The organism is Microbulbifer maximicatervae (SeqCode), assembly GCF_052467325.1.
Genome location: NZ_CP174310.1, coordinates 4,091,323 through 4,116,275 on the forward strand (window position 1 = coordinate 4,091,323; position 24,953 = coordinate 4,116,275).

The following is a 24,953-nucleotide window of genomic DNA, read 5'->3' on the forward strand; positions in this document are numbered from 1 at the left end:
CCTGAACGCAGGGAAATACTGATACCAATAAGCAAAGGGGCTGGGAAGTAATGAGTTTTATGTGGCGGTCTCTGTTCGTTGTCGCGCTGTGGCTGGCAGTTTTCCTGCCAGCTTCTGCGACGCAAGTGGAAGGTGTGCGCGTCTGGCGAGCACCCGACCATACGCGTCTGGTTTTTGATTTAAGCGGCCCGGCAGAGCACAAGTTATTTACCCTCAAGGACCCCCACCGGGTGGTTGTCGATCTCTCTGATACCGAGTTGAAGGCTGAGCTGGACAAGTTGGACCTGGACAAGACGCCGATCGCCCGGGTGCGCCATGCCCGTCAGAATAAAAAAGATCTACGGGTTGTATTGGACCTAAAGCAGCAGGCGAATCCGCGCAGCTTTGCCCTGCGGCGCCATGAAAACCTGCCGGATCGATTGGTGATTGACCTTTACGACGAGGTTAAAGGCAGCGAGAAGACGCTGGAGCAGGTCAGTAGTGAACGCAATATCATTGTCGCCATTGATGCTGGGCACGGCGGGGAAGATCCCGGGGCTTCCGGTCCCGGTCGCTTGCGGGAAAAGGATGTGGTGCTGGCGATTGCCAAACAGCTGCACAAAAAGATAAACGGTGAGAAGGGCTTTACTGCCAAACTGGTGCGCACAGGGGATTACTATATCCCTCTGCGGGAACGGGTAAAAATTGGGCGCAATATGCGTGCGGACCTTTTTGTGTCGATCCACGCCGATGCCTTTACCCGCAAAGATGCCCGTGGCGCGGGGGTCTATGCGGTCTCCTCCCGGGGGGCAACCAGTGAAACCGCCCGCTTTTTGGCCGCGCGGGAAAACGAGTCCGACCTTATCGGTGGTGCCGGCAGTTTGAGCCTGGGCGATAAGGATGACACCCTGGCTGGCGTATTGCTCGACCTTTCCATGACTGCCACCATGAATGCCAGCCTGGATATCGGCGCCAGTGTGCTGTCACAGATTGGCACCGTCACTCACCTGCACAAAAAACAGGTGGAGCAGGCCAATTTCTCGGTGCTGCGTTCGCCGGATGTGCCTTCAATTTTGGTGGAGACGGGTTTTATTACCAATCCCCAGGAAGCGAAACGCCTGCGCGATCCCAGTTTCCAGCGCAAGCTGGCGCAAAAGCTCAGTGACGGTATAGTGGCGCACTTTAAGAGTCGCCCCCCGGCGGATACCTGGCTCGCCGCCAACCAGAGCGATAAGTCTCGCAACCACGTTATCGCCCGCGGGGAGACCCTTTCGGGTATCGCGGCGCGATATAATATCTCCGTCGCCGCTCTGATGAGAGCGAATGGCATCAAGAACTCCGTGATTCGAGTGGGGCAGACCCTGAGCATTCCTTCCGGCTGAGACCTCAGTGTCGAGCGGTCCTTGCAGCATTAACAGGCCAAATTCATGCACGATAAAATCCAGCAACTCTCTCCCCGCCTCGCCAACCAGATTGCGGCTGGTGAAGTCGTTGAGCGCCCGGCATCAGTGATCAAGGAGTTGCTGGAAAACAGCCTGGATGCGGGCGCTACACGACTTGAGGTCGATGTGGACGGCGGGGGTAGCAAGCGCATGAAAGTGCGCGATAACGGCAAGGGCATTGAGCGGGAAGACCTGCCAATGGCCCTGGCCCGCCATGCGACTTCCAAGATTCACGCTTTGGAGGATCTGGAGGCGGTGGCCACCCTGGGCTTTCGAGGTGAGGCCCTCGCCAGTATTTCCTCGGTGGCGCGCCTGGCATTGACCAGCAGCCGCGATGAAAGCGGCAAGGGGTGGCAGGTAAGTGCGGAGGGCCGCGACATGCAGGCACAGCTCGCGCCCTCGGCTCACCCCCGTGGCACCACGGTGGATGTGCGCGACCTGTTCTTCAATACGCCCGCTCGGCGGAAATTCCTGCGCACAGAAAAAACAGAATTCAATCGCATTGACGAGACGATTAAGCGCTTGGCGCTGTCCCGATTTGATGTCTCTATCAGCCTGCGCCACAACGGCAAGGGCGTGCATAATCTGCGCGCGGGCACCGGGCGGGTGGAAATGGAGCGCCGTGTGGCCCAGGTGTGTGGACCGGCGTTTATGCAGAATGCGCTGCATATCGATGTGGAGCGCAGCGGCCTGCGCCTGTGGGGGTGGGTTGCGGAGCCCGCATTCTCGCGCTCCCAGGCCGATTTACAATTCTTTTACGTCAATGGCCGGGCTATTCGCGACAAGGTGGTCAGCCACGCTGTGCGCCGGGCGTTCGCCGATGTTTTGTACCACGGTCGCCATCCGGCATTTGTACTTTATCTGGAGCTGGACCCGGCTTCCGTCGATGTGAATGTGCACCCGACCAAACACGAAGTGCGTTTTCGAGACAGTCGCCTGGTACACGACTTCCTGTTTGGCAGTTTGCACCGGGCCCTGGCGGATGTGCGCCCGGGGCAGAAAGAGGAAATAGAAAGCGAGCCAGAGCAGGAGCGCCAGGAACAGGTCACGGGTTTGCAGGCCGGTGAATTTGCCGGGCAGCATAAAATGCCACTCAGCAATCGCCCCTCGCCCTCAAATCTGCGCGAGCAGATGAACGCTTACGGCGCTCTGCACCAACCGTATCAGGACTCATCCCCGGCGACACAACAGCCGCAGGATGCCCCTACCAGCAGGCCAGTGCCCGTGCCACAAGCGTCTTCCGGGGCGACCGTAGGGGCCAGTGTGGGCATTGAAAGTGAATCAGAAGTGCCGCCGCTGGGCTTTGCTCTGGCGCAGTTGCATGGAATCTATATTCTCGCGCAAAACGAGCACGGGATGGTTGTTATCGATATGCACGCTGCCCATGAGCGCATTGTCTATGAGCAGATGAAAGTGGCTTATGCGGCCGGTGGAATCCAGGCTCAGCCCCTTCTGGTTCCTGTAAGCCTGGCCGTCAGCCATCGGGAAGCGGACTGCTTCGAGGAGCGCAGCGAGGTGTTTACCGCGCTTGGTTTCGTATTGCAGCGGGCCGGTCCGGAGACCTTACTGGTGCGCCAGGTACCCACAATGCTGCACGGCGCGGAAGTGGAACAGCTTGTGCGCGATGTACTCTCGGACCTGCTCGGCGAAGGCGACAGCGCCCGTATTGGTGAGCGCATCAACGAAGTGCTGGGGACAATGGCTTGTCACGGTTCTGTTCGCGCAAACCGACGTCTGACAATCCCGGAAATGAATGCTCTGCTGCGGGATATGGAGCGCACGGAGCGCAGTGGCCAGTGCAATCACGGTCGCCCGACCTGGACCCAGGTTAAACTGGCAGATATGGATAAGTGGTTTATGCGCGGCCAATAGGTACGCGGCAGAAGTGGGTGGTAGTTTGAATAACAGCTTGCCGGGTGATAAGCCCCGTGTAATTTTCTTGATGGGTCCAACGGCTTCCGGCAAAACGGATCTGGCCATGGCGCTCGCCGATCGTTTGCCCGTGGAACTAATTAGTGTTGATTCTGCTCTCGTATATCGAGGCCTTGATATCGGCTCGGCCAAGCCCTCAGTAGAAGAGCTAGCTGCATACCCTCACCGTTTGATCGATGTCTGTGACCCGTCTGAGTCTTATTCGGCAGGTCGCTTCCGCAAAGATGGGCTGGAAGCTATGGCAGAAATTACTGCCGCTGGTAAAGTGCCATTACTGGTTGGCGGAACTATGTTGTATTTCCGCGCTCTGTTGGAAGGCATGGCAAAATTGCCTGAAGCGGATGCAGCGGTGAGAGCAGAAATTGAAGCACGCGCAGAGCGTGAAGGGTGGCCTGCACTGCATGCGGAGCTGGCCCAGGTGGACCCGCAGTTGGCGGCTGAGCTACATCCCAACCATTCGGTACGTATCGAAAGGGGGCTGGAAGTTTACCGCCTTACCGGTGTTCCGCTTTCGCAGTTGCGTCGCGAGCAGGAAGCTGGGGGAATACAGGAGCAGTACCAAGTGTGTCAGATGGCCATTATGCCCCGCGATCGATCCCTGCTTCACCAGCGTATTGAACTGCGTTTTCGCAAGATGCTCGCGGCGGGCTTTATTGATGAAGTCCAGGGCCTGCTGGACCGGGGAGACCTGCACGAGGACTTACCGGCAATTCGCGCGGTGGGATATCGGCAAGTTTGGCAACACTTGCAAGGCCAAACCGATTACGATGATATGGTGGCCGCTGGAATTGCGGCGACGAGGCAGCTTGCCAAGCGCCAGTTAACCTGGCTGCGGCGCTGGCCAGACCTGCTAACTTTGTACACTCAGGATGAGCAAGGTGGGGTGCGTGAGAATGACGAAATATTGGCAGAAGCCTTGAAATTTCTCGCTTAAGCATCCATAACGTGGTTGGGCTATTAAACGACAAGCCCGTTCAGTCAGTTTTCACAGAGTCCGGCCTTTTCCGGCTCGCTACTACACTACTTATACGCGTATTCAACCTCAGTCGTTTTTTGATCCGCGCTCTTCGCGGGTGCGATTGCGGCCTGCATACCGCATTCAGCTTTTTGACAAGGAGAAAAAAGATGTCAAAAGGGCACAGCTTACAAGACCCTTACCTCAACGTATTGCGCAAAGAGCGTATTCCGGTTTCTATCTATCTGGTAAACGGCATCAAGCTCCAAGGGCAAATTGAATCCTTCGACCAGTTCGTGGTGTTACTCAAAAATACTGTGAGCCAAATGGTGTATAAGCACGCCATTTCTACGGTTGTTCCGTCGCGTGCAGTGCGCGTACCGCTATTGAATCCCGCAGCCCAGCACGGCGGCGAGGGTAATGGTGAAGGCGGTGAGCGCGAATCCTTTAGCTAAAAGATCCGTATCAATTTCACCTGCACCCCGTTTTGCCGGGGCGCCAGCAGCTCGGTGAGCCCCTTGCAGGGCTTGCCGGTTGTTACCTCAGTCAGGGCTTATCGCGCCCTTTTCGCAATAGAGAATTCCCATTGTTTTTCGATCGACCGGAATCCGGTGAGCTCGCAGTACTGGTACACCTAGAACTCTCCGCCATCGACAGTCCCGACGACCCTCGTGAATTTGAGGAGTTGGCCCTATCTGCCGGAGCAGATCCTGTCAGTTTTATTTTCGGCCAGCGCGCCACTCCAGACCCAAAGACCTTTGTTGGCCGAGGTAAATTGGAGGAGATTCGCCAGGTAGTCAAATATCAGGAAGCCGCCCTGGTTATCTTTGATCACATCCTGTCTCCGAGTCAGGAGCGCAATATTGAGCGCGAATTAAAGTGCCGGGTGCTGGATCGCACAGGGCTTATTCTGGATATTTTTGCCCAGCGTGCGCGAACTCACGAGGGTAAGCTTCAGGTGGAGTTGGCCCAGCTACGCCATATGGCAACGCGGCTGGTGCGAGGTTGGACCCATCTGGAGAGGCAAAAGGGTGGTATTGGCCTGCGTGGGCCCGGTGAAACCCAGTTGGAGACAGACCGGCGACTGCTGCGCGCGCGCATAGACTCAATCGAGAAGCGGTTGGAAAAGGTACGCCGCCAGCGGGAGCAGGGGCGCCGCGCGCGCTCCCGGGCAGAAATGGCCACCGTATCTCTGGTTGGCTACACCAATGCGGGCAAGTCGACCCTATTTAATCGCCTGACCGATGCAGATGTCTATGTCAGGGACCAATTGTTTGCCACCCTCGACCCGACCATGCGCAGGGTTGAATTACCCAATGTTGGCGCCATGGTATTGGCTGATACTGTGGGATTTGTCTCTCACTTGCCGCATAAACTGGTAGAGGCATTCCGGGCAACCCTGGAAGAGGCCGCCAGTGCGACGTTGCTTCTACATGTGGTGGACGCTGCGGCAGATGACCGATTACACCTGATGGAAGAGGTGCAAACGGTTCTGGAGGAAATTGATGCTTCGGAACTGCCGCAACTGGTGGTTTATAACAAAATTGATCTGCTGGCAGATTTTGAACCGCGTATAGACCGGGATGATCAGGGTGTACCCCGGGCAGTTTGGCTCTCTGCGGTAACAGGTGCGGGTTGTGAACTTTTAATTGAGGCTATTGCCGAGCGCCTGGGCGAGCAAATGGTGCGCGGGCAACTGGTAGTGAAGCCTCATCAGTCCAGGCTGCGAGCGCAGCTATTTGAAATTAATGCGGTGCAGTCGGAAGTCTACCGCGACAATGGTGACTGCGAATTGCAAATATTATTGCCGCGTAGTGATTTCCAGCGTCTGCTGGCGCCACATATTGCTGGCAATGACGCGCCGGAATGGGTTTTGGAAGAACCCATTGCCGAGTAGTTGTCGTATAAGCATTGATTTTAAAATTCAGGTCATATTGCGACCTTTAGTCGAATTTGTTCGGGGTTGGTCTCCGCAGACTGCCCACTTGCCTCAGGCTAGGGCCTGTCGGCAATATTTTGTCGGCAATGGATGCTAGAATCCGCCGAAGTAAAAGATTAAGTGATCATAGTTGGAGTAAGTTAAATGGCCTGGAATGAGCCGGGTGGTAACAATAAAGACCCCTGGGGTGGTGGCGGTAACCGCAATAACGGAGGCCCGCCCGATCTCGATGAACTACTGCGAAAAATTCAGCAGAAACTAGGTGGCCTGTTTGGTGGTGGTGGCAGCGGCAGCCCAAGTGGCGACTCTGTCAAATTTCCCTGGGTGCTGGTTATTGGTCTCGCCGTATTGATTTATGGCGGCCTGGGGATTTACCAGGTCAACGCCAACGAACAGGCGGTTGTTTTGCGCCTGGGCAAATACCACTCCACGGAATCTGCCGGCCTGCACTGGAATCCGCCGCTTATCGATAACGTAACCAAGGTCAATATGACTGAGGTGCGTACTGAGCGCACTACCGGTCAGATGCTGACGGAAGACGCCAATATCGTAGAAGTGGTACTCACTGTGCAGTGGCAGGTTGGGGATGCTGAGTCTTTTGTACTGCGTGTTCGCGATCCGGTGAAGAGCTTGCAGGAAGCCACCGACAGCGCCCTTCGTCACGTGGTGGGCTCTCTCACTTTAAACGGTGTGATTTCCCAGAACCGGACCCAAGTATCTGCCGATACGCAGGAGCGATTACAGGAATACCTGGACCTGTACCAGACCGGTATACGCATTGATGTGGTTAACCTCACTGATGCTAAGGCGCCGCGCGAAGTGCAGGATGCGTTTGACGATGTGACCAAAGCCCGTGAGGACGAGGTGCGTCTGCAAAATGAAGCTCAGGCTGATGCTAACCAGATAATCCCGGTTGCCCGTGGTCAGGCTCAGCGCATTATCGAAGAGGCCGAGGCATACAAAGCCCGCGTCATCGAGAGTGCCCGAGGTGAAGCTGTACGCTTTGAGAAACTGCTGGCTGAATATGAGCGTGCCCCGGAAGTTACCCGCGAGCGTCTCTACCTGGATGCGGTACAGGATGTGATGGCCAACACCTCCAAAGTGATGGTGGATGTAGAGGGTGGCAATAACATGATGTACCTGCCGCTAGATAAATTGGCGCAAGGCGGCGCTGGAGCAGCGCGAGCAGCCCAAAGCCAGGACACCTCGCCTGTAATGATTGAGGAAGTCTATCAGCGTGTTATTGAGCGCCTTCGTCGGGATGACGCCAGCACCCGTCGCAGTCAGACTATTCGCTAGGAGGGGATGATATGAATAACAAAACACTGGGTATCATTGTTGTCATCCTGGTTGGAGTATTGGTACTTTCTTCCAGCGCCTTTGTAGTGAAAGAGACTGAAAAAGCCGTGTTACTGCGCTTTGGTGAGCTGGTGCGCACCTACACCGAGCCGGGTCTCTACTTCAAAATCCCTTTTGCGGAAAGGTTGCGCAAGTTTGATGCGCGTATTCAGACGGTGGATTCCAGCCCCGTTCGTATGCTCAACAGTGAAAACAAATTCATGATGGTTGATTCGTATGCCAAATACCGAATCTCTGATGTGGATAAGTTTTATATCGCCACTCGTGGTGACGATCGCAATGCGGTGCGCCTGCTGTCGGAGCGGATCAATGATCAGCTCCGGAACGAGTTTGGTGTGCGTGATCTGCATGAGGTAGTCAGTGGCGAGCGCGATGAGTTGATGGCGGAGATCACTAAAAACCTGAATAAGGTGGCTCAGGATGACCTGGGAGTGCATGTGATTGATGTGCGCGTCAAGCGGATTGACCTGCCGCCGGAAGTCTCCGAGTCTGTGTTCCAGCGTATGCGCGCTGGTCGTGAGCTGGAGGCGCGGGATCATCGCGCCAAGGGTCAGGAGGCCAGTGAGCGTATCAAGGCTAATGCCAATCGCCAAAGAGTGGTGATTGAGTCTGAGGCCTACCGCCAGGCGGAAGAGTTACGCGGTGCGGGTGATGCAGAGGCGGCAGCTATTTACGCTGCGGCCTACAGCAAGAATCCGGAGTTTTACCGCTTTACCCGCAGTTTGCAGGCTTACAAGGAGTCCTTCCGGAGCAAGTCAGATATGATGCTGGTCGATCCAGATAGCGAATTCTTCCGCTACCTGAAAGACCCGAAAGGAGAGTAGGGCTGAAAATGCTATGTAGCACTGGGCAACTGGTGCTACAGGCGCCGGGTTAGATTCGATAACCCTACCTTCCTGTTAGCACTTGATGCTAAAATCACGCAAACCGGGCCCAGCCCGGTTTTTTTGTGGGAAGTGCTGCGGCTCGTTTGTGGCAAGCGCTGTGGCACCGCAATTTCTTCGCTGACGAATTCATTTCATCATGACTCAAGCCGATCGCTGGATGTTACCGGATGGCATTGCAGAAATTCTGCCTGCGGATGCCGTGCAATTGGAGACTCTGCGCCGCCAACTACTGGACCTCTACCACTGCTGGGGGTATGAGTTGGTGATACCGCCGATGTTGGAATTCACCGAGTCCCTCCTGATCGGGATGGGCCATGATGTAGATCTGAGCACCTTTAAGGTTACCGACCAGATATCTGGACGCACTTTAGGTATACGCGCGGATATGACTCCGCAGACTGCCCGGATTGATGCCCACAGTTTTCCCCGCAGAGGCGCCAACCGCCTCTGCTACGCCGGTCAGGTGGTGTACACCAAGCCGCGAACCCCGATGGGCTCGCGAGCGCCGATACAGGTTGGTGCGGAGCTGTTTGGAGTGGACAACCTCGGTGCAGACCTCGAGGTGATCTCGCTGATGCTGCAAAGCCTTCAGGTAGCGGGTGTCAGCCAAGTGCACCTGGACCTGGGCCACGTCGCGATTTACCAGAGTCTGGTTGAAGCGGCGGGCCTCAATGACGAGCAGCGCAGCGCCCTGTTGGCAATGTTACAGAGCAAGGCGACTGCTGATCTGTGCGAGTGGGTTGAGGAGAATGTTGGCGACCAGAAGGCTGCCGAGTGGCTGAAGGCGCTCCCGGGGCTGGTTGGGGGACGGGAATGCCTAGATAAGGCCCGCGAACTCTTTTCTGGAGCCCCGCAAAATTTGCTGGCGGCAGTTTCCGATTTGAGGCAGGTAGCTGAGGCTCTGAATGAGCGCTATCCAGAGGTGACACTGTTCTTCGATTTGAGTGAAGTACGCGGCTACGACTATGAAACAGGTCTGGTATTCGCCGCCTACACACCGGGCCACGGCCAGGCATTGGCCAACGGTGGACGCTACAACGGTATCGGGGCCGTGTTTGGGCGCGATCGCCCAGCAACAGGCTTCAGTAGTGACCTGGTGGCATTGAGTAATCTGGGCAGCGCTGCCGTTGAAGAGGGCGCTGCGATATTGGCGCCAGATGTCAGAGGCTCCCAGGGCGCTGAACTGTGGAAGGCGATTCACGAGCTGCGGGCTCAAGGTGAAGTCGTCATCACAGCCCTCGCTGGTGGTGCCGATAGTGAACTGGATTCCCGCTGTGACCGAGAGTTGGTTGCTGAGGGTGATTCGTGGGTAGTAAAACCACGAGACTGATTTTTCGGGCGCAGTGGATGTGCCTATTATCGCGCGGGCCTACCCGCAGACATCCATTTATGTGGGGCCCCGGCTCCCGCAGAGAAAAACCTGAGTTTAGAGATTTATACAGATGGGCAAGAATGTAGTAGTACTGGGTACCCAGTGGGGCGATGAGGGCAAGGGCAAGATTGTCGATTTGCTAACCGAGAAGGTCTCGCTGGTAGTGCGTTTCCAGGGTGGTCACAATGCGGGCCACACCCTGGTTATCGATGGCGAAAAAACCGTACTGCACCTGATTCCCTCCGGTATCCTGCGCCCCAGCGTAACCTGCTTGATCGGCAATGGTGTGGTGCTCTCCCCGGAGGCGCTGCTGAAAGAGATGGCTGAGCTGGAAGAGCGTGAAGTTCCTGTTCGCGAGCGCCTGCGTCTTTCCCCGGCGTGTCCGCTGATCTTGCCAGTACATGTTGCCCTCGATCAGGCCCGTGAAAAAGCACGCGGCGCCAAAGCGATCGGTACTACAGGTCGCGGTATTGGTCCCGCTTACGAAGATAAAGTTGCTCGTCGCGGTCTTCGCCTGGGTGATCTGTGCAACTGGGATAACTTCTGCCACCAGCTGAAAGAGCTAATTGATTACCACAACTTCGCTCTGACCGAATACTATAAAGTTGATCCGGTCAGTTATGAGGACACCGTTGAGCAGGCCAAAATCTGGCGCGAGCAACTGGTGCCGATGATCACCGACGTTGCCGATCACCTGCACAAAGCGCGAGAGAACGGAGAGCATATCCTGTTCGAAGGCGCCCAGGGTTCCCTGCTGGATATTGACCACGGTACCTACCCGTTCGTAACTTCCTCTAATACCACTGCTGGCGGTACCGCTACTGGTTCTGGTTTTGGTCCTCTGTACCTGGATTATGTATTGGGCATTACCAAGGCCTATACCACCCGCGTTGGCGGTGGTCCTTTCCCAACTGAGCTGGACTGCGAAGTTGGTCGTCACCTGGGTGAAAAAGGTCACGAGTTTGGCGCTACCACTGGCCGCCAGCGCCGCACCGGTTGGTTTGACGCTGTTGCTGTGCGCCACGCGATCCGAATCAATAGTATTTCTGGCCTGTGCCTGACCAAACTGGATGTTCTCGATGGCCTCGAGGAGGTAAAGGTTTGTGTGGGCTACCGCAACAGCGCTGGTGAAGAAGTACCAGTACCTTTTGATGCCGCAGGTTGGGAAGGTGTCGAGCCGGTTTATGAGTCTATGCCCGGTTGGACAGAGAATACTTTCGGTGTGCGTCGTGAAGCGGATTTGCCGGCCAATGCACGCGCCTATATCGCTCGAATCGAAGAGCTGGTGGGCGCTCCGGTAGACATTGTTTCTACAGGCCCAGATCGCAACGAAACTATTGTTCGCGAATCTTCCGCTTTGTGCGAAATGGGTATTCACAACGCTAGCGTTTAAGCCCTGACCGTCCGGTTGTGAATATGCAGTCTGGTGATGGCCTTGCTATTTTAAGTGAGGCCTCTGATCATTAGACCTGTTCCAAGTTATTGGTCGTGCACTACACGCAGGCTTATGACCTGAATTTAACCGGGCTAATTTATGTCATCTTCCGTTTCCGTTGCCAGTCGTTACAGTTTTGCTGAAGAGATCGCCAACAGTGTGACACATGGTGTTGGAGCGCTTCTGGCGATTGCCGGTCTGGGTGTATTGACCGGATTTGCTGCCCTGCGCGGGGACGCCTGGCATATTGTCAGCTCCAGCGTCTATGCCTCCACCCTGATACTTTGTTTCCTAGCCTCCACGCTGTACCACGCAGTCAGCCATATCGGCGCCAAAGCGATACTGCGGACCCTGGACCACTCGTCAATCTTTCTATTGATTGCTGGAACCTATACTCCCTTCACCCTGGTTACCCTGAGGGGCCCTTGGGGTTGGTGGCTGTTCGGTATTATTTGGGGGCTCGCGCTGATCGGATTGATTATTCAGTTCACTCCGCTGAAGAAGATTCGAGCTCTGTCTATCACTCTCAGTGCCTTGATGGGATGGGTCGTGGTGGCTGCTATCAAGCCGCTGTCGGATAGCCTGGAAACTGGCGGTTTGTGGCTGTTAGTTCTCGGTGGTCTCTGCTACACCGGCGGAATCGCTTTTTACCTCTGGCGCAGCCTGCGCTTCCACCATGCAATTTGGCATCTCTTTGTGCTGGCGGGCGGTATATTGCACTTCTTTGCGGTGCTGTTTTACGTCATTCCCTAATCTTCCCATTTTGCGGCAGAGCTCACCCTAAAGGTGAGCAGCACGAACTTCCCTCTCATGTGACTGTCCAGTTTAATAGTAGGTGGGATGTTCAACGGTTACCGGCCAATCCACCTTTCGGATAAGAGTGGCTCGTTCTACCCTTGAGCGAGCAAAAGTTGTGTCGAAGGTAACTCCATGCCCAAATTGCAATGGTTTCAATATCTGTCTGCCATCCTCGCGATAAGCGCGGTTCTCCTGGTTTCCAATACCCATGCACAAGAGAAAGCCGATCCGGCCTTCGAACAGTGGGTAAAGGAGTTCCGTAAAACCGCGATCAAGAGTGGAATCTCTGCGGAGGTTTACGACCAAGCCTTTAAAGGAATCACTTCTCCAGACCAATGGGTTCTGGATCGCGCAGCCTATCAGCCCGAATTCAAAGCACCGGTGTGGCAGTACTTTGATAATCGGGTGCAAAAGAGAGCGATCGAACGAGGCAAGCGGGAAAAAGAAAAAATGAAGCCCTGGTTGGACAAGATCCAGAAGCGCTTCGGGGTGGACCCCAATATCCTGCTTGCAATCTGGTCTGTGGAATCCAGTTTTGGCGGCATCCTCGGCAACGACAAGGTAATGCGCAGTGTCATTCGCTCACTGGCAACACTCGCCTATGCGGATCCCCAGCGTAAAAAGTTTGGCCGTCAGCAGCTGCTGGCCGCGCTAAAAATCTTGCAGGCCGGTGATATCGAGGGTGAGCACTTGTTGGGCTCCTGGGCCGGAGCTATGGGACATACTCAATTTATTCCCACCAGTTATCAAGCCTATGCGGTGGATATCGATGGTGATGGTAAACGGGATATCTGGAACTCCATTCCGGATGCGCTCGCGACTGCCGCCAACCTGCTATCCAGTAACGGTTGGCAGCGAGGAAAACCCTGGGGTTATGAGGTCAATATTCCCGCTCGTAAAATGCCTGCGGGAAAGATGTCGGTAGCCGAATGGGAAAAGCTTGGTGTCACACGAGCTAATGGTGAGCCCTTTCCCAACAAAAAAGCCATTGCCGAATTAAAGTTACCAGACGGCCGCAATGGCCCGGCATTTTTAGTGTTCAAGAACTTCTTTGTCCTCAAGCGCTACAACAATTCAGATCGCTATGCGATAGCCATAGGTCTGTTGGCAGACCGGATTGGCGGCGGTGCGCCTTTGGTAAATGATTGGAAGCGCCCATTTACTCCACTGGATAGTGTTCAAGTGGAAGAGTTGCAGAAGTTGCTCAAACAAAAAGGGTTTTACACCGGAGAAATTGATGGCAAGGCAGGTCCGGGTACCCGCAAAGCGGTGAGTGAATTTGAAAAGAGTACCGGCGTTGAAGTTCAGGGCTACCCGAGCAAGGAAGTCCTGGAGTTGTTGAAGAAACAATAGGGACTCCCTAAAAGTTCTCATCCGGTAGGAGCGTATCCTGGAGTAGTTCCAGGTTCTCGACAACACCCTCGGGTTCACGGAAGTAGGCGATGTGGTACATCGCCTCGCCTTCCTGGACCAGAGGGATATTCTGTCGCCCAATAATGATTCCATCCTCATTGCAGATCAGTTGGTCCAGTTCCTGGCCGTATGGATCTGCAATGGTCGCCAGCAGGTCGCCCCGGTAGACCTGGTCCCCGAGTGCCTTAAGATGATTGGCGATGCCGCTATCCCCCGCGCGAAGCCAACCGCTGCGTCGAGCAACAAATGGCTCTATCACATTTGTCTTTCGGGTTTGCGGCAACATCTCCAGGTGCTTCATCACATTGATCACACCTTTAACACCCGCGCGGATACTGAGTTCATCAAAGCGCAGGGCTTCACCAGCTTCATACAGTAATACTCTCACCCCGAGATCCGCGGCTGCTTGGCGCAGGGATCCGTCGCGAATAGAAGCGTTGAGTAGCACGGGAACACCGAAGGCCTTGGCGAGTTTTCGGGTTTGCTCGTCGTCCAAGTTAGCGCGAATTTGGGGAAGGTTACTGCGATGTACGGCTCCTGTGTGTAAGTCGATGCCATAGTCGCATTTGGTGACTATTTCCTTGAGGAAGACGTGAGCCATACGTGCGGCGAGAGACCCCTTTGCCGACCCTGGGAACGAGCGGTTTAGGTCGCGCCTGTCAGGTAGATAGCGAGTGTGCTGCAGTACCCCGTAAACATTAACCATTGGAACTGCAACCAGGGTCCCGCGCAATGACTTCAAGCGGCCGCTTTGGATAAGCCGGCTTATTACTTCAATACCGTTGAGTTCGTCACCGTGTATGGCGGCACAAACGAACATCCTGGGGCCATCTTTTTTACCGCGCTGCACATAAACCGGGATTGCCATTTCTGTGCTTGTGTAAAGCCGCACAACGGGCAGATCAATATGGCAGGACTCGCCCCTGGCGACATGGACCCCACCGATCTCAAAATCCGAGCGCTCTTCCATAACACTCACGGGCAAATAGATATTCCCATAGTGTATAGGCAGATAAGAGTTGACCCGGGCAGCAAATGTTGATGCAGCTGCCCGAGTACTTCGCTACAGCTGCCCGATTGATTGGGCAGAAGTCGTCAAGTTATGAGAGCGGTCCCCATTTAGCCAGATACCGAGGGCAGGGCTCCAGTAGCCTGAGGGGTGGTACCACAGCCCGGTCTCTACATCCGCGAGCAAGTTAGTTCCCCGCCAGGCGCTAGGCCCCTGATTGTGGGGGTCCTTACCTTTTTCCCCGGTCTCACCACCTTGGGACCATTGCACGGTGCCTTGGGCATCGAAAATCGCCAGCGGTTTTCCATCGGGGTTGGAAAGGTAGTATTCGATGTTGTCAGTAGTCCATTGGCATAAGATGGCATTGGTTTGAGGTTGGTGAATCCAGTGGCTTAGGCCTCGGGATTTGCCGTCAATATTATGAGCTTCCCCCCAAATACCAAGGCTACTCCAGATAGTGACAACACGCCGTTGGCGCGTGGATTTTCGGTGAGTGCAGGTTTTGCTTAGCCGCCGGCCAAAAGGATCGTAGCGGAAGTAAGTTTTAAACTCCCCGCACTCCGCATGGCTCATTAGGCCCCAGCCATCGTATTGATACTGATAGTCTTTTCGGCCAGGAATATTGCGCTCGCAAATAACATTGCCACGCTTATCGCTTTCGGTTTGGGATTGTGGCGGACTTTGTTGAGCTCGCAGGGGGTTGGTCATTTGTAGAGAGGGGGATTTATCAAAATGCCAGGAAAGGGTTTGACCACATTCCAGGCCAATCAAGCGCCCAAATGAATAATTGTGATTGCTGCGAATTTCTCCCTGAACCTGCAGGATGCCCCGATCTGTAGGCTCGGTACGCACTATGGCTTCGCCGTTGGCATCGATCCCATACAGAGCCCCAGAAGGGGCAAATGTATAAGACAAATCGAGGTTGTCAGAACTGGCACTCTTTAGCCAACCACGGTTGTCATACTGGTACTGAAGGCTGAAGTCCCGGATCTCGGCACTATCATGATGTTCCGCAATCACTCGGCTGCGACTATCGTATTTGAAGCGAACGGAGGAGAGCGAGTTGTCTGCTTGAACCAACCTGCCTTGTTGGTCGTAGTGGAACTCACTATTTTGGCCGCTGTTATTGCGAATACTGGTTAATTCTCCGCTGTTATTGTAATTAAAGTACCAGCGGGAATCATTATCACAATACTCATGCAGGCTACCGTTGATATTGTAGTGCCAGCGCCAGATCCGATCCTGAGGGGCTTTATGGCTAGTTAATTGCCCGTGGCTGTCATATTTCCAATAGTAATTTCCCGCCGGGCTCTCCAGGCAGGTCAGTTCGCCTTTCGGGGAGTAGCTTAGCTTCCAATTGTTGCCATCGGCAAAGTTGATATAGGTGGGCCTGCCGGCGTTGTCATAATCACAAAGGATGCTTTGGCCGCTATCTCCATGAATGGCATTGGGCAGGCCGCGATCGGAGTAGTCCAAACCGTATTGGTGAATACCGAGGCGGGCTTCACGCAATTCACCGGCATTACCATAACTCCATTCACTCCATACTTCGCCATTCATTTTTATTGAAGTGATTCGCTGCCAGTGGTCGTACTCAAACCCCAGTTGTTTCTCTTCCCTACGTACCGTTTGTAGTTGACCTTGCCCATCCCAGCTGAAGTCTACTTTGCCCCCTTCGGGGTCCTGAATCTGTGTGAGTTGGCCCCGATCTGTGTAGAGAAACTTCCAGGTTTGTTTTGCCGGATCGATAATGCGTTCTGGGCGCCCCTGATCGTTAAACTGGTACTGCCACAATGTCTCATCGTTAATGAGAGCTGCACTCAGGTAGCCTCGATCGTCATAAAGATATCGACTGCTACTGTTGTTGGAGGTGGAGCGAACCAGTCGGCCGAATTCATCATGACGATAAAAAAGCCTGTTGCCATCTGCCTTTATCTCTTCACAGAGATTGCCATAAGAGTCAAATAGCCAGGTAAGGGTGCGGCTTTGTTGCTGTTTAGAGATTCTTTGGCCGTACTTATTGAAGCGTATATAAATTGGACTGGAAAGTTCTGGCTCGATAGTGCAGGTATTATTACTCGCGTGCCAACTTAAGTGAGTGGTTAACTCATTCGAGTTGAGTAAGTGACACCGGTTGTACGCATCATATGTAAATCTATAGCTTCCGAAATGGCTGTTTTTCAGGTGAACTAGCTGTGTGTTGTTATATTGGTAGCTCTCCTTACTAAGTCCACTGCAACTTTCGAGTAGCTGGCCCTCGTAATAATTGTAACTGCAGAGGCTGTTTTGCCCCTCTACGGCATGACTATTTACTAAGTTAGAGATATGACCGTTCTGGCAATGAAATTCAATAACACGGCCCCATGAACTGACTACTTTTTTAGGTAAGCCTTCTTCATAGTCAATTGTTAATGCATTGCCAAATTGATCTCTTATCTCTGCAAGGGGGAGGGCACTATTTACACCGTCAGCGCGAAAAATTTTGTGGTGTTGATCAAATGTCGTCAAACGATAACTGTGTAGGCTCTGCCTAAATAGCATCAACCGTTCAAAGCGGTTGTAGCTGCCGTGTCCAATGGCAGGTAATTTGAAGCTTACAGACCTGCCTTCTGCGGTGATCAGCTTGACACTATTGTCATGCACAACAAGTCTTTCACTTAGAGAGTGCCGCCAACCGGCACCAATACCGACGTCTTCACTAAGGGATGATCGGAAGTAGCGTTTCCACTCAAATGGCAATGGTCCAGGAATGGTTACATCTGTCCGCTCAAAAGCGACTTCCCCAGTTGCGCTGATAATATGCCCAGCGACCTGATGTGAACGTTCCAGGCTTGGAATTACCTCATTTGCAGGGTTAACGCCAGGAGTGTTGGTTAATTGGGTTGGAAAGCTGTCAGCTTCATACAAGAGGGGCACTACAGGTGCCGAATCAATACTGTAACGATTGGCGGTTATCTTTGGCAGCTCAGGCCAAATATCCTCCCTCTGTAGATTGCTTATCGAATTTTCTGATATTTGTTCAATCTGGGAGAGCCAGCGTGCGGCTGATGCAGGGCTCTCGTGGGAAAGGTTGATTTCGGGGGGGGTGAGCGTGTCGAGTAAGTGGGGTATCAGCTGGGTAAGACGTTCCGGTGTCATATTGCATTATCCGGTAGATCAAATTAGCGGTGTAACTTTCGAATTGTTACGTCTGGGGATTTGGGACGTTCAGTAACATTTTGTTCGTGAGGGAGAATCTGGTGTAGTGGCTGCGAGGAGTATTCCAGTATTCCCGCAGTAATATTATCTCGCCCTCCGAGGCGATTCGCATCGTCAATAAACCGATATACGCATTCCAGCGCTGGTCGATGAGTAGCTAGCACACGCTCTATCGCGTGATCATCAAGATACTCGGTGAGGCCGTCACTACATAACAAAAGGAGTGCGTTTTGTGTAAGTTTCCAGCTGTTAATATCCGCTTCCACATTATTGGAAACGCCTAAGGCACGGGTAATATGGTTGCGAATATTGGATTCTTTGGCCTGTTCGGGGGTCAATTGACCAGAATCAATCATCTCCTGTACAACACTGTGATCTCTTGTAAGACGCTGCAATCCATAATTGTTCCACAGGTACGCGCGAGAATCCCCAACGTGCGCAACAATTAAAAAGTCGCGCCACATAACCGCAGCAACCAGTGTTGTCCCCATGTTAGAGAACTGGGGGTTTAGGTTTTTAGTGTTGATGAGGGCTGTATTTGCGCTGTTTACTGCGTCTATAAGGGTCGCGCGCAATATAAGCTGTTGTTGTTCAGAGGTGCAGGAGAAAAAAGTATGTTTCAGCAGGTCATCGAGATGGGCTTGAACTGTCTCAGCTGCGATTTTACTGGCGGTGGCACCGCCCGTATAACCGCCCATGCCATCGGCTACCACAATATAGGCAAAGGGCTGCTCCGCCGACGCGTGCCAGCGAATACTATCTTCGTTTTCCTCACGAACCTGACCAATGTCAGTGCGCCCGTTGACCGCCAGACTAATTTGATCCATGTCTGGTGCAACTCCCCTTTAATAAAAAGCATTACAATGCGGCGTAATAGTAATACAGCCGATCACCGAGGGTAATGTTAACTTGCCCGAATGCCAAGTTTGAAATACTTTTCACTGATTTGCGATAATAAGGGCTTTATGCCCTCTACAGAAAAGGCTTTACGCCTGATAACAAAGGATCTATAGGCAAAATGCCTCGTTTGCCCCGGCTCAATTTGATAAATGTTCCTCAGCATATTGTGCAGGTTGGACACAACAATCTGCCCTGCTTTTATGATGAAGAAGATTATCAATATTATTTGATTAGTTTGCGTAACGCGTCAGACCAATATGGCGTTGACGTTCACGCATATGTTTTATTACCTAATATGATCCAGATCATAGCTACGCCCAGGATACTGGATGGGATATCATCTATGATGCAATCCCTTGGGCGCCGCTATGTGCAGTTTATAAACCACCGCTATAAGCGTTCAGGGACTCTGTGGCGAGGGCGATACAAGTCTAGCTTGATTGATTCTGACGCGTACTTGTTGACTTGCTACCGGTATGTAGAGCTGCGCCCCTTGTATTTGGGATTGGCAGACTCCCTAGAGAATTATGAGTGGTCAAGTTTTAACCACCATGTGAATATTAAAAAAGATAATTTGATTAAAGATCATCGTTTATATCTGTCTCTTGGCGACACTGTGGTGGAGCGGGCGCAATCCTACAGAGAGTTGTTTCAGTACAGTTTTGATCGAAAGCTGCTCGACTACATCGCTGAAACGATTAAGTTAGGCCATGTACTTGGCGGGGATGCATTTAAAGAGAAAATTGAACAGATCGTTAACCAAAGGGTGCGACCGCTTAAACGGGGCCGGCCCAAAAAGGCAAATAAAAGCGAAAAAGAAGCTGTAGATACTGCCTAGTTGAAGCCCCAAAATGAGCAGTAGGCATTAACAGGTCAAAATAATCAGGGCGATTAAGCCCTGTCAGCAGGTGACAAATTGTGAGTAGGCCCAGCATTTCAGCGGGATTTCAGATCCTTGGCGATAACAATAAGGAAAAAACAGTTATGGATTCAGGCACTGATCGATTGAAAGTAGCAATCCTGGGTGACTTCAGTGGAAGGGCAAGTCGTCGTCAGTGTGAACCCGATACGATTTCCAGTCGAAGGGTATATCTGCTGAACCGCGATACTTTTGAGGGGGTTTTTGCAGATCTGGCGGTGAGATTACAGCTACCCGTATTGGACCGCCCCTTGGGTCTACCTTGTTTCGATGATTTGCACCCAGATTATTTATATAGCCGTCTGCCCTTATTTAAGAAGTTTATTGAGCTGGAGCGCAGATTGCTGGACCCTCGCCAATTCCAGCAAGCTGCTGAAGAGATTCAACAGTGGAAGCCAGAGTTGGCTTCTCAGCCAGGCTTGGAAGCGCGTAACAGTGAGCAGTCAATCCTGGATGAGATTCTGGCTGCGGGCCGTGAACGCAATGCTAAAGAGGGGCAAAGTACCTTCCAGGTTGACCAGCTTATAAAAGATATTGTCGCCCCTTATGTGCAGAAAAGTGAAGATCCCCGTCAAGCTGAGTACTTAAATGCACTGGCTGAGGCTACCTCTGATGCAATGCGTAAATTGATGCATCACAGTGATTTTCGCCAGTTGGAGGCCAGCTGGTTGAGCCTGCAGCTTTTGTTAAGGCGTGTGGAAGAGCATGGAAATCTGGATTTTTATTTAATAGATGTCAGCAAAGAAGAACTCCTTGCTGATTTTGCTGAAGCTGAAAGTGATCTGGAAAAATCACAGACATTTAAATTGTTGGTTGAGCGCGAAACCGCGGCAGGAAATATTCCCTACAACCTGGTCATAGGTGACTATTTCATTACTGATGAAGAGCGAGATCTGCATCTTTTGATAGATTTGTCGACGATAGCAGAAGCGGCAAGTAGTGCTCTCTTACTGGGGGGAGATCCAAAACTAGCGGGATGTCCAAATTTATCGGGTTCAGTAGACCCAGATGATTGGTATTACCCCTTGAGTGATCAGTTTGCAGAAAGTTGGCAGGCTGTACGGGAATACTCCGCTAGTGAACATGTAGCACTGGCAGCTCCCAGGTTTATGCTGAGACTTCCCTTTGGAAAAGATACATCGACTACCGAGTTTTTTGATTTTGAAGAGTTAACCTCTGAACAGGGGCATGAATATTATCTTTGGGGAAATAGTGTTTACCTGTTGGCTTTAGCTGTTTGCCAAGATTTTTCTCTGACTGGCAAGCTACAGACTCCATCATCCGCAAGTTATGAGAATTTGCCCCTTCATTTACGCAAGTTACCGCATGGGGAGTTGTTAACTCCATGCGCAGAAGCACTACTGACAGATCGCTCAGCTGCAAAGTTTATGCAGGCGGGCATTAGTACCATGCGTTCGGTACAGGGCAGTGATCAGGTAATTCTTCCACGTTTTAACTCCCTCGGGGGCGGTACACTCAAAGGTCCTTGGGCTTAACTGCCCAAGGACTGGATTTTTGCAGAATTAAATCAGCAAAAGATTTACCTGAAGACCTTGAATAAACCACTATTGTGAGTCAGGAATAAATGGATCTAATTCTATCTGTATTGGCCGACCCTTCTGGCGCCAATATGCTTAAACATACAAAACTGTTCACGAAAGCTGGTGGCAGTCTGGGTCGCTCTGCCGATAATTATTGGGTTTTACCTGATCCGGATCGGGTGGTTTCCTCAAAGCACGCACAGATCTCCTTTGCTGAAAATCAATATCTTTTGGTAGATACAAGTACTAATGGTACTTATTACAATGATTCGGAAAATCCGCTAGGGAAGGGAAACCAGGTTCCATTAAAAGAGGGCGATCTTATCGTTCTCGGAGAATATAAATTAAAAGTTTCATTGCGTAAGCCCAAAGAGCAAGGGGAGCTTCCCAAAGGGCTGGGCAGTGCAGATTTTCTCGATACCTCGGATCGGACAACGTTTAGTGCAGATGCCATGGCAAAAATGCAAAGCCAGGCTGAAGCAAAGGAATTAGATAGTTGGCTTGAGCCGGGTTCAGGCGCACCTACAGGTGCTGCTGAAACCGGGGAGTGGGGTTCAGTGGGGTTAGGCGGTCAGAGTAATACCCCTTCCAGCGATAGCCTCCTTACTGCGGAATCGGCTCCCCTAGATCCGCTTGCCACCTTTAGTCAGTCCGGCCTCGCTGGTGGTGCTCCAGAAGCATCACCAATGGGAGGGTTATTAGGTTCTACTGATCAACAGCAATCGGGTAATCAGTGGTCTGATGATGAGTGGTGGAAAGATGGAAGTGCAGAAGACCATGTACCAGCTGACCAGCACTCAATGCAGCTAAACCCTCAGCCGGTGCCGGAGCCTGTTGTTGAAACAGTTGCAGTGCCCGAACCTCAAATGGCACCTCCCCAGCCCCAAGCTCCAATGGGGGGATTCCAGGAAATGTCGCAGCCTGTGGTGGCTCCGATACCACAACCTCAGGCTATACAGCCCCAGCCCCAGCCCCAGCCCCAGCCCCAGCTTGCGCAGCCTCAGTCGCCCGTGCAGGTTACCCAGCAGCCAGTAACTCCACCAGCGCAGGATAACCCCTTCGCTGGTTCTTTTGCTGCTATGCAGGGGCAGCAAGTCGATGGCGCTCCAGGGTTTAGTACGGGGCCGGCAACTCCGCAACCGAATATGGCAACCCCGCAACCCAATATGGTGCCCCCGCAACCTGATATGGCAACTCAGGCCCAACAATTTTCGCATTTGCAACAGCCGCCAGCTGCACAACCCATGGGAGCCTCTGGGGGTAGTGTTTTTGCCTCCACCCTCGGCCTGAATATGAATCCAGCCCAATTACAACAGGCGGACCAACAAGCTGCAGAGATTGTGCGAGAGACGGTGGCTCGTCTCATTGACCTTTTACGCGCGCGAAACAGTATTAAGAATGAGTTGCGTGTTCAGAGAACCATGATTCAAACAGAGGCCAACAACCCTCTGAAGTTCAGTGTTACAGAAAGGGATGCTCTGGAAGCTATGTTTGCGGGTACCGGTGCGTTTATGAATCCGGCTGAGGCAGTGAAAGATAGTTTTGATGATTTGTCAGATCATCAAGTTGCGGTTTTGGCTGGAATGAGAGCTGGTTACAGTGCCATGCTCAAATTCTTTAGCCCTGAGAACATTGAGCGGAGACTGGGAAATACTTCCGGTGTTTTTGGAAACAAAAATGCAAAAAAATGGGAAGGATTCACTGCAATTTACAGGGAGCTAGTAGGTGATCCAGATAATTGCTATCGCAAGTTATTTGGTGATGAATTTGCAGTTACATATGAAAATCAGTTATCAGAGTTAAAAAATGCTCGAAATATTACAAATTAATAAGTTGACGAAAAAGAGGGAATTGCTTGTGTCGATTAAGAAACTATTTCAACTCAGTTTAATAGCGGTTCTGACTGTCGCAGTTGTCGGTTGTCAAACGACAAGGCGAACGTTAAACCTGGATACCAGCCTCGAATTAGTTGTTGAAACGCAAAATGATATAAACCCCGATGATGATGGCCGAGCTTCACCCGTCGTTATCCGAGTATTTATGCTTGCGGATGAGCGCCAGTTTGCTCGTGAAGACTTCCTGAATCTTTATGAAAATGCGCAATCGCGTTTGGGTAATGACTTGATTGATACGGTGATTCTCAAGGAACTCGCTCCGGGAGAGCAGCGAATAGAAGAACTGGCACTTACACCAGATGTTAAATATATCGGTCTATTAGCGGAGTTTGTACAGTATCAAGATGCTCAGGCATTAATGGTGCTGCCAATTACAGATCACAAGAAAAATGAATATGAGGTATCGCTTGCCGATACGCGAATTGGTTCGCCCGAAGATATTGCCAAGCGCCGCAGGGCAAAGCTGACTACTCGCGGTGACGATGATGAAAATGGAGATACAGTGACTATCTCCAAAGAAGATTATGAACGAATGAAAAAGACGCTCCCTGATATGCAGCAATCTCAGTAGGGCAAAAGTTATTGCTAGGGTAATAACTTTTGCCCTAAAAATATTATGCGAGCTTTTCTAAGGAACATTTATGTCGGCAAACAATAAGGTGATCTGGAGCGAGGGTATGTTTTTGCGCCCTCAGCATTTTCAACAACAGGATCGCTATCTCGAACAGCTTGTCGAAGCGCGCACAGCTCCCCTTGGACCTTACACCTGGGGGATTGTGGAACTGGCAATTGACAGCGAACCGTTATCGATGGGGAAAATTTCTCTATCGAGAGTGAAAGCTGTTTTTCCAGATGGCACTCCGATACTTGCCCCTGAGACTGAGCATTTGCCGGATGTTTTGGACGTTCCGGTTAATACTCGCGATGAAGTAGTTTACCTGTGTGTGCCGATGAAGCGCCCGGGTAGCCAGGAGTCTATTAGGGATCAAGAGGATTTCCCTCAGGCTCGTTATCAGGCTTCGAATTTTGACGCTAGAAATAGTGCTGCGTCATCCGGTGAATCCGCACGGATTCAGGTCGGAAAGTTAAGGGCTTGTCTGAAGTTGGGCAGTGATGACCTCAGCGGTTACGCTGCGGTTGGCGTTGCCCGAATTAAAGAGCGCCAACCGGAAAAGCCGGTGGAGTTGGATGCTGACTATATTCCGCCGTTGCTAAATGCGGAGACCTCCTCGGTAATCAATGCGTATATTGAAGAAGTTAAAGGGTTACTTGATCACCGAGGTTCAGCTCTAGGCCATCGCCTAAGTGATAGTGGTCGTAGTGGCTCTGCAGAAATTGCTGATTATTTATTGCTGCAAGTAATAAACCGTTTTGAGCCTCTTTTGAAACAAATTACGGCTCAGCCTCGCTTGCATCCGCATAGCTTGTTTCTTGAATTGCTCCAGTTGGCCGGTGAGCTTTCGACTTTTACTTCTCAGTCCAAACGTCCTCCAGAAATTCCTGCTTATGCCCATGAAGATTTACAGGTTAGCTTTGCCGGATTGTTTTCGGCGCTTAGGCAGTCTCTGTCCACTGTACTGGAGCAAACAGCGATCGCAATGGAGTTGGTTCAGCGCAAGTTTGGAATTTATGTTGCGCCCGTTACGGACCCATCATTATTAAAGTCGGCCAGCTTTATTATGGCTGCTAAAGCCGATATGCCTGGCGACCTATTGCGTAGCCGATTCCCGACACAGGCGAAGGTCGCCCCTGTCGAAGCGATTAGAGAGCTAATCTCTGCACAGCTGCCTGGTTTGACTCTGCGTCCGCTGCCTGTAGCTCCTCGACAAATTCCTTACCATGCTGGGTTTACTTACTTTGAAGTCGAGCGTAGCGGAGAACTGTGGCAAGCCATGACTCGTTCGGGCGGTTTTGCGGTACATCTTGGCGCTGAGTTTCCTGGATTGACCATGGAACTCTGGGCTATAAGGAATAATTGAT

General features: G+C 52.2%; 19 protein-coding genes. 16 read left to right on the forward strand and 3 right to left on the reverse strand.

Going from position 1 to position 24,953, the window contains the following annotated elements:
* The first annotated feature begins 50 nt into the window (after positions 1-50).
* The 11 genes from ACJJIE_RS18365 to ACJJIE_RS18415 all read left to right on the forward strand — a co-directional run bounded on the left by ACJJIE_RS18365 (position 51) and on the right by ACJJIE_RS18415 (position 13,451).
* Complete coding sequence (locus tag ACJJIE_RS18365; protein ID WP_444892598.1) at positions 51-1,361, forward strand: N-acetylmuramoyl-L-alanine amidase; 1,311 nt, start codon at positions 51-53, stop codon at positions 1,359-1,361.
* 45 nt (positions 1,362-1,406) lie between these two features.
* Entirely contained in the window at positions 1,407-3,293 is a 1,887-nt protein-coding gene (gene mutL, locus ACJJIE_RS18370) for a DNA mismatch repair endonuclease MutL (protein WP_444892599.1), read from the forward strand.
* 70 nt (positions 3,294-3,363) lie between these two features.
* Entirely contained in the window at positions 3,364-4,287 is a 924-nt protein-coding gene (gene miaA / locus ACJJIE_RS18375; protein ID WP_444894784.1) for a tRNA (adenosine(37)-N6)-dimethylallyltransferase MiaA, read from the forward strand.
* 191 nt (positions 4,288-4,478) lie between these two features.
* Positions 4,479-4,763 carry an RNA chaperone Hfq gene (hfq, locus tag ACJJIE_RS18380; protein ID WP_020413623.1) on the forward strand — a complete coding sequence of 95 codons (285 nt, stop codon included), beginning with the start codon at positions 4,479-4,481 and terminating at the stop codon, positions 4,761-4,763.
* Positions 4,764-4,894: 131 nt separating this feature from the next.
* Positions 4,895-6,205, forward strand: coding sequence for a ribosome rescue GTPase HflX (hflX, locus tag ACJJIE_RS18385; RefSeq protein ID WP_444892600.1), 1,311 nt, complete (start codon positions 4,895-4,897; stop codon positions 6,203-6,205).
* A 186-nt stretch (positions 6,206-6,391) separates the two neighbouring features.
* Entirely contained in the window at positions 6,392-7,546 is a 1,155-nt protein-coding gene (gene hflK, locus ACJJIE_RS18390; RefSeq protein WP_282930282.1) for an FtsH protease activity modulator HflK, read from the forward strand.
* Between the two features lie 11 nt (positions 7,547-7,557).
* Positions 7,558-8,430: a protease modulator HflC gene (gene hflC / locus ACJJIE_RS18395; protein WP_413664098.1), complete on the forward strand. Its 873-nt coding sequence runs from the start codon at positions 7,558-7,560 to the stop codon at positions 8,428-8,430.
* Positions 8,431-8,629: 199 nt separating this feature from the next.
* Positions 8,630-9,823, forward strand: coding sequence for an ATP phosphoribosyltransferase regulatory subunit (locus tag ACJJIE_RS18400; RefSeq protein WP_413664099.1), 1,194 nt, complete (start codon positions 8,630-8,632; stop codon positions 9,821-9,823).
* A gap of 112 nt (positions 9,824-9,935) precedes the next feature.
* Positions 9,936-11,258 carry an adenylosuccinate synthase gene (locus tag ACJJIE_RS18405; RefSeq protein ID WP_413664100.1) on the forward strand — a complete coding sequence of 441 codons (1,323 nt, stop codon included), beginning with the start codon at positions 9,936-9,938 and terminating at the stop codon, positions 11,256-11,258.
* Between the two features lie 141 nt (positions 11,259-11,399).
* On the forward strand, positions 11,400-12,053 hold the full coding sequence (gene trhA, locus ACJJIE_RS18410; protein ID WP_282930278.1) for a PAQR family membrane homeostasis protein TrhA: 654 nt from the start codon (positions 11,400-11,402) through the stop codon (positions 12,051-12,053).
* A gap of 177 nt (positions 12,054-12,230) precedes the next feature.
* The gene (locus ACJJIE_RS18415) at positions 12,231-13,451 is read left to right on the forward strand and encodes a lytic murein transglycosylase (RefSeq protein WP_444892601.1); all 1,221 of its coding nucleotides are present in this window, start codon (positions 12,231-12,233) and stop codon (positions 13,449-13,451) included.
* Between the two features lie 7 nt (positions 13,452-13,458).
* On the opposite strand, the gene ACJJIE_RS18420 is transcribed toward ACJJIE_RS18415, so the two are convergent.
* The 3 genes from ACJJIE_RS18420 to ACJJIE_RS18430 form a co-directional block, all read right to left on the reverse strand.
* Complete coding sequence (locus ACJJIE_RS18420) at positions 13,459-14,481, reverse strand: succinylglutamate desuccinylase/aspartoacylase family protein (RefSeq protein WP_444894785.1); 1,023 nt, start codon at positions 14,479-14,481, stop codon at positions 13,459-13,461.
* Between the two features lie 93 nt (positions 14,482-14,574).
* Complete coding sequence (locus ACJJIE_RS18425) at positions 14,575-17,658, reverse strand: DUF6531 domain-containing protein (RefSeq protein ID WP_444892602.1); 3,084 nt, start codon at positions 17,656-17,658, stop codon at positions 14,575-14,577.
* 23 nt (positions 17,659-17,681) lie between these two features.
* Complete coding sequence (locus ACJJIE_RS18430; protein WP_282930274.1) at positions 17,682-18,545, reverse strand: Stp1/IreP family PP2C-type Ser/Thr phosphatase; 864 nt, start codon at positions 18,543-18,545, stop codon at positions 17,682-17,684.
* A 191-nt stretch (positions 18,546-18,736) separates the two neighbouring features.
* Here ACJJIE_RS18430 and ACJJIE_RS18435 point away from each other — a divergent pair, with 191 nt between their 5' ends.
* The 5 genes from ACJJIE_RS18435 to tssK all read left to right on the forward strand — a co-directional run bounded on the left by ACJJIE_RS18435 (position 18,737) and on the right by tssK (position 24,952).
* Positions 18,737-19,456 carry a transposase gene (locus ACJJIE_RS18435; protein ID WP_282930273.1) on the forward strand — a complete coding sequence of 240 codons (720 nt, stop codon included), beginning with the start codon at positions 18,737-18,739 and terminating at the stop codon, positions 19,454-19,456.
* A gap of 80 nt (positions 19,457-19,536) precedes the next feature.
* Positions 19,537-21,033: a type VI secretion system contractile sheath domain-containing protein gene (locus tag ACJJIE_RS18440; RefSeq protein WP_444892603.1), complete on the forward strand. Its 1,497-nt coding sequence runs from the start codon at positions 19,537-19,539 to the stop codon at positions 21,031-21,033.
* An 89-nt stretch (positions 21,034-21,122) separates the two neighbouring features.
* On the forward strand, positions 21,123-22,907 hold the full coding sequence (gene tagH / locus ACJJIE_RS18445; RefSeq protein ID WP_444892604.1) for a type VI secretion system-associated FHA domain protein TagH: 1,785 nt from the start codon (positions 21,123-21,125) through the stop codon (positions 22,905-22,907).
* Positions 22,885-23,544, forward strand: coding sequence for a type VI secretion system lipoprotein TssJ (tssJ, locus tag ACJJIE_RS18450; RefSeq protein WP_444892605.1), 660 nt, complete (start codon positions 22,885-22,887; stop codon positions 23,542-23,544). Before tagH ends, tssJ begins: the two co-directional genes overlap by 23 nt.
* 70 nt (positions 23,545-23,614) lie before the next feature.
* Positions 23,615-24,952, forward strand: coding sequence for a type VI secretion system baseplate subunit TssK (gene tssK, locus ACJJIE_RS18455; protein ID WP_282930268.1), 1,338 nt, complete (start codon positions 23,615-23,617; stop codon positions 24,950-24,952).
* Position 24,953: the final 1 nt, after the last annotated feature.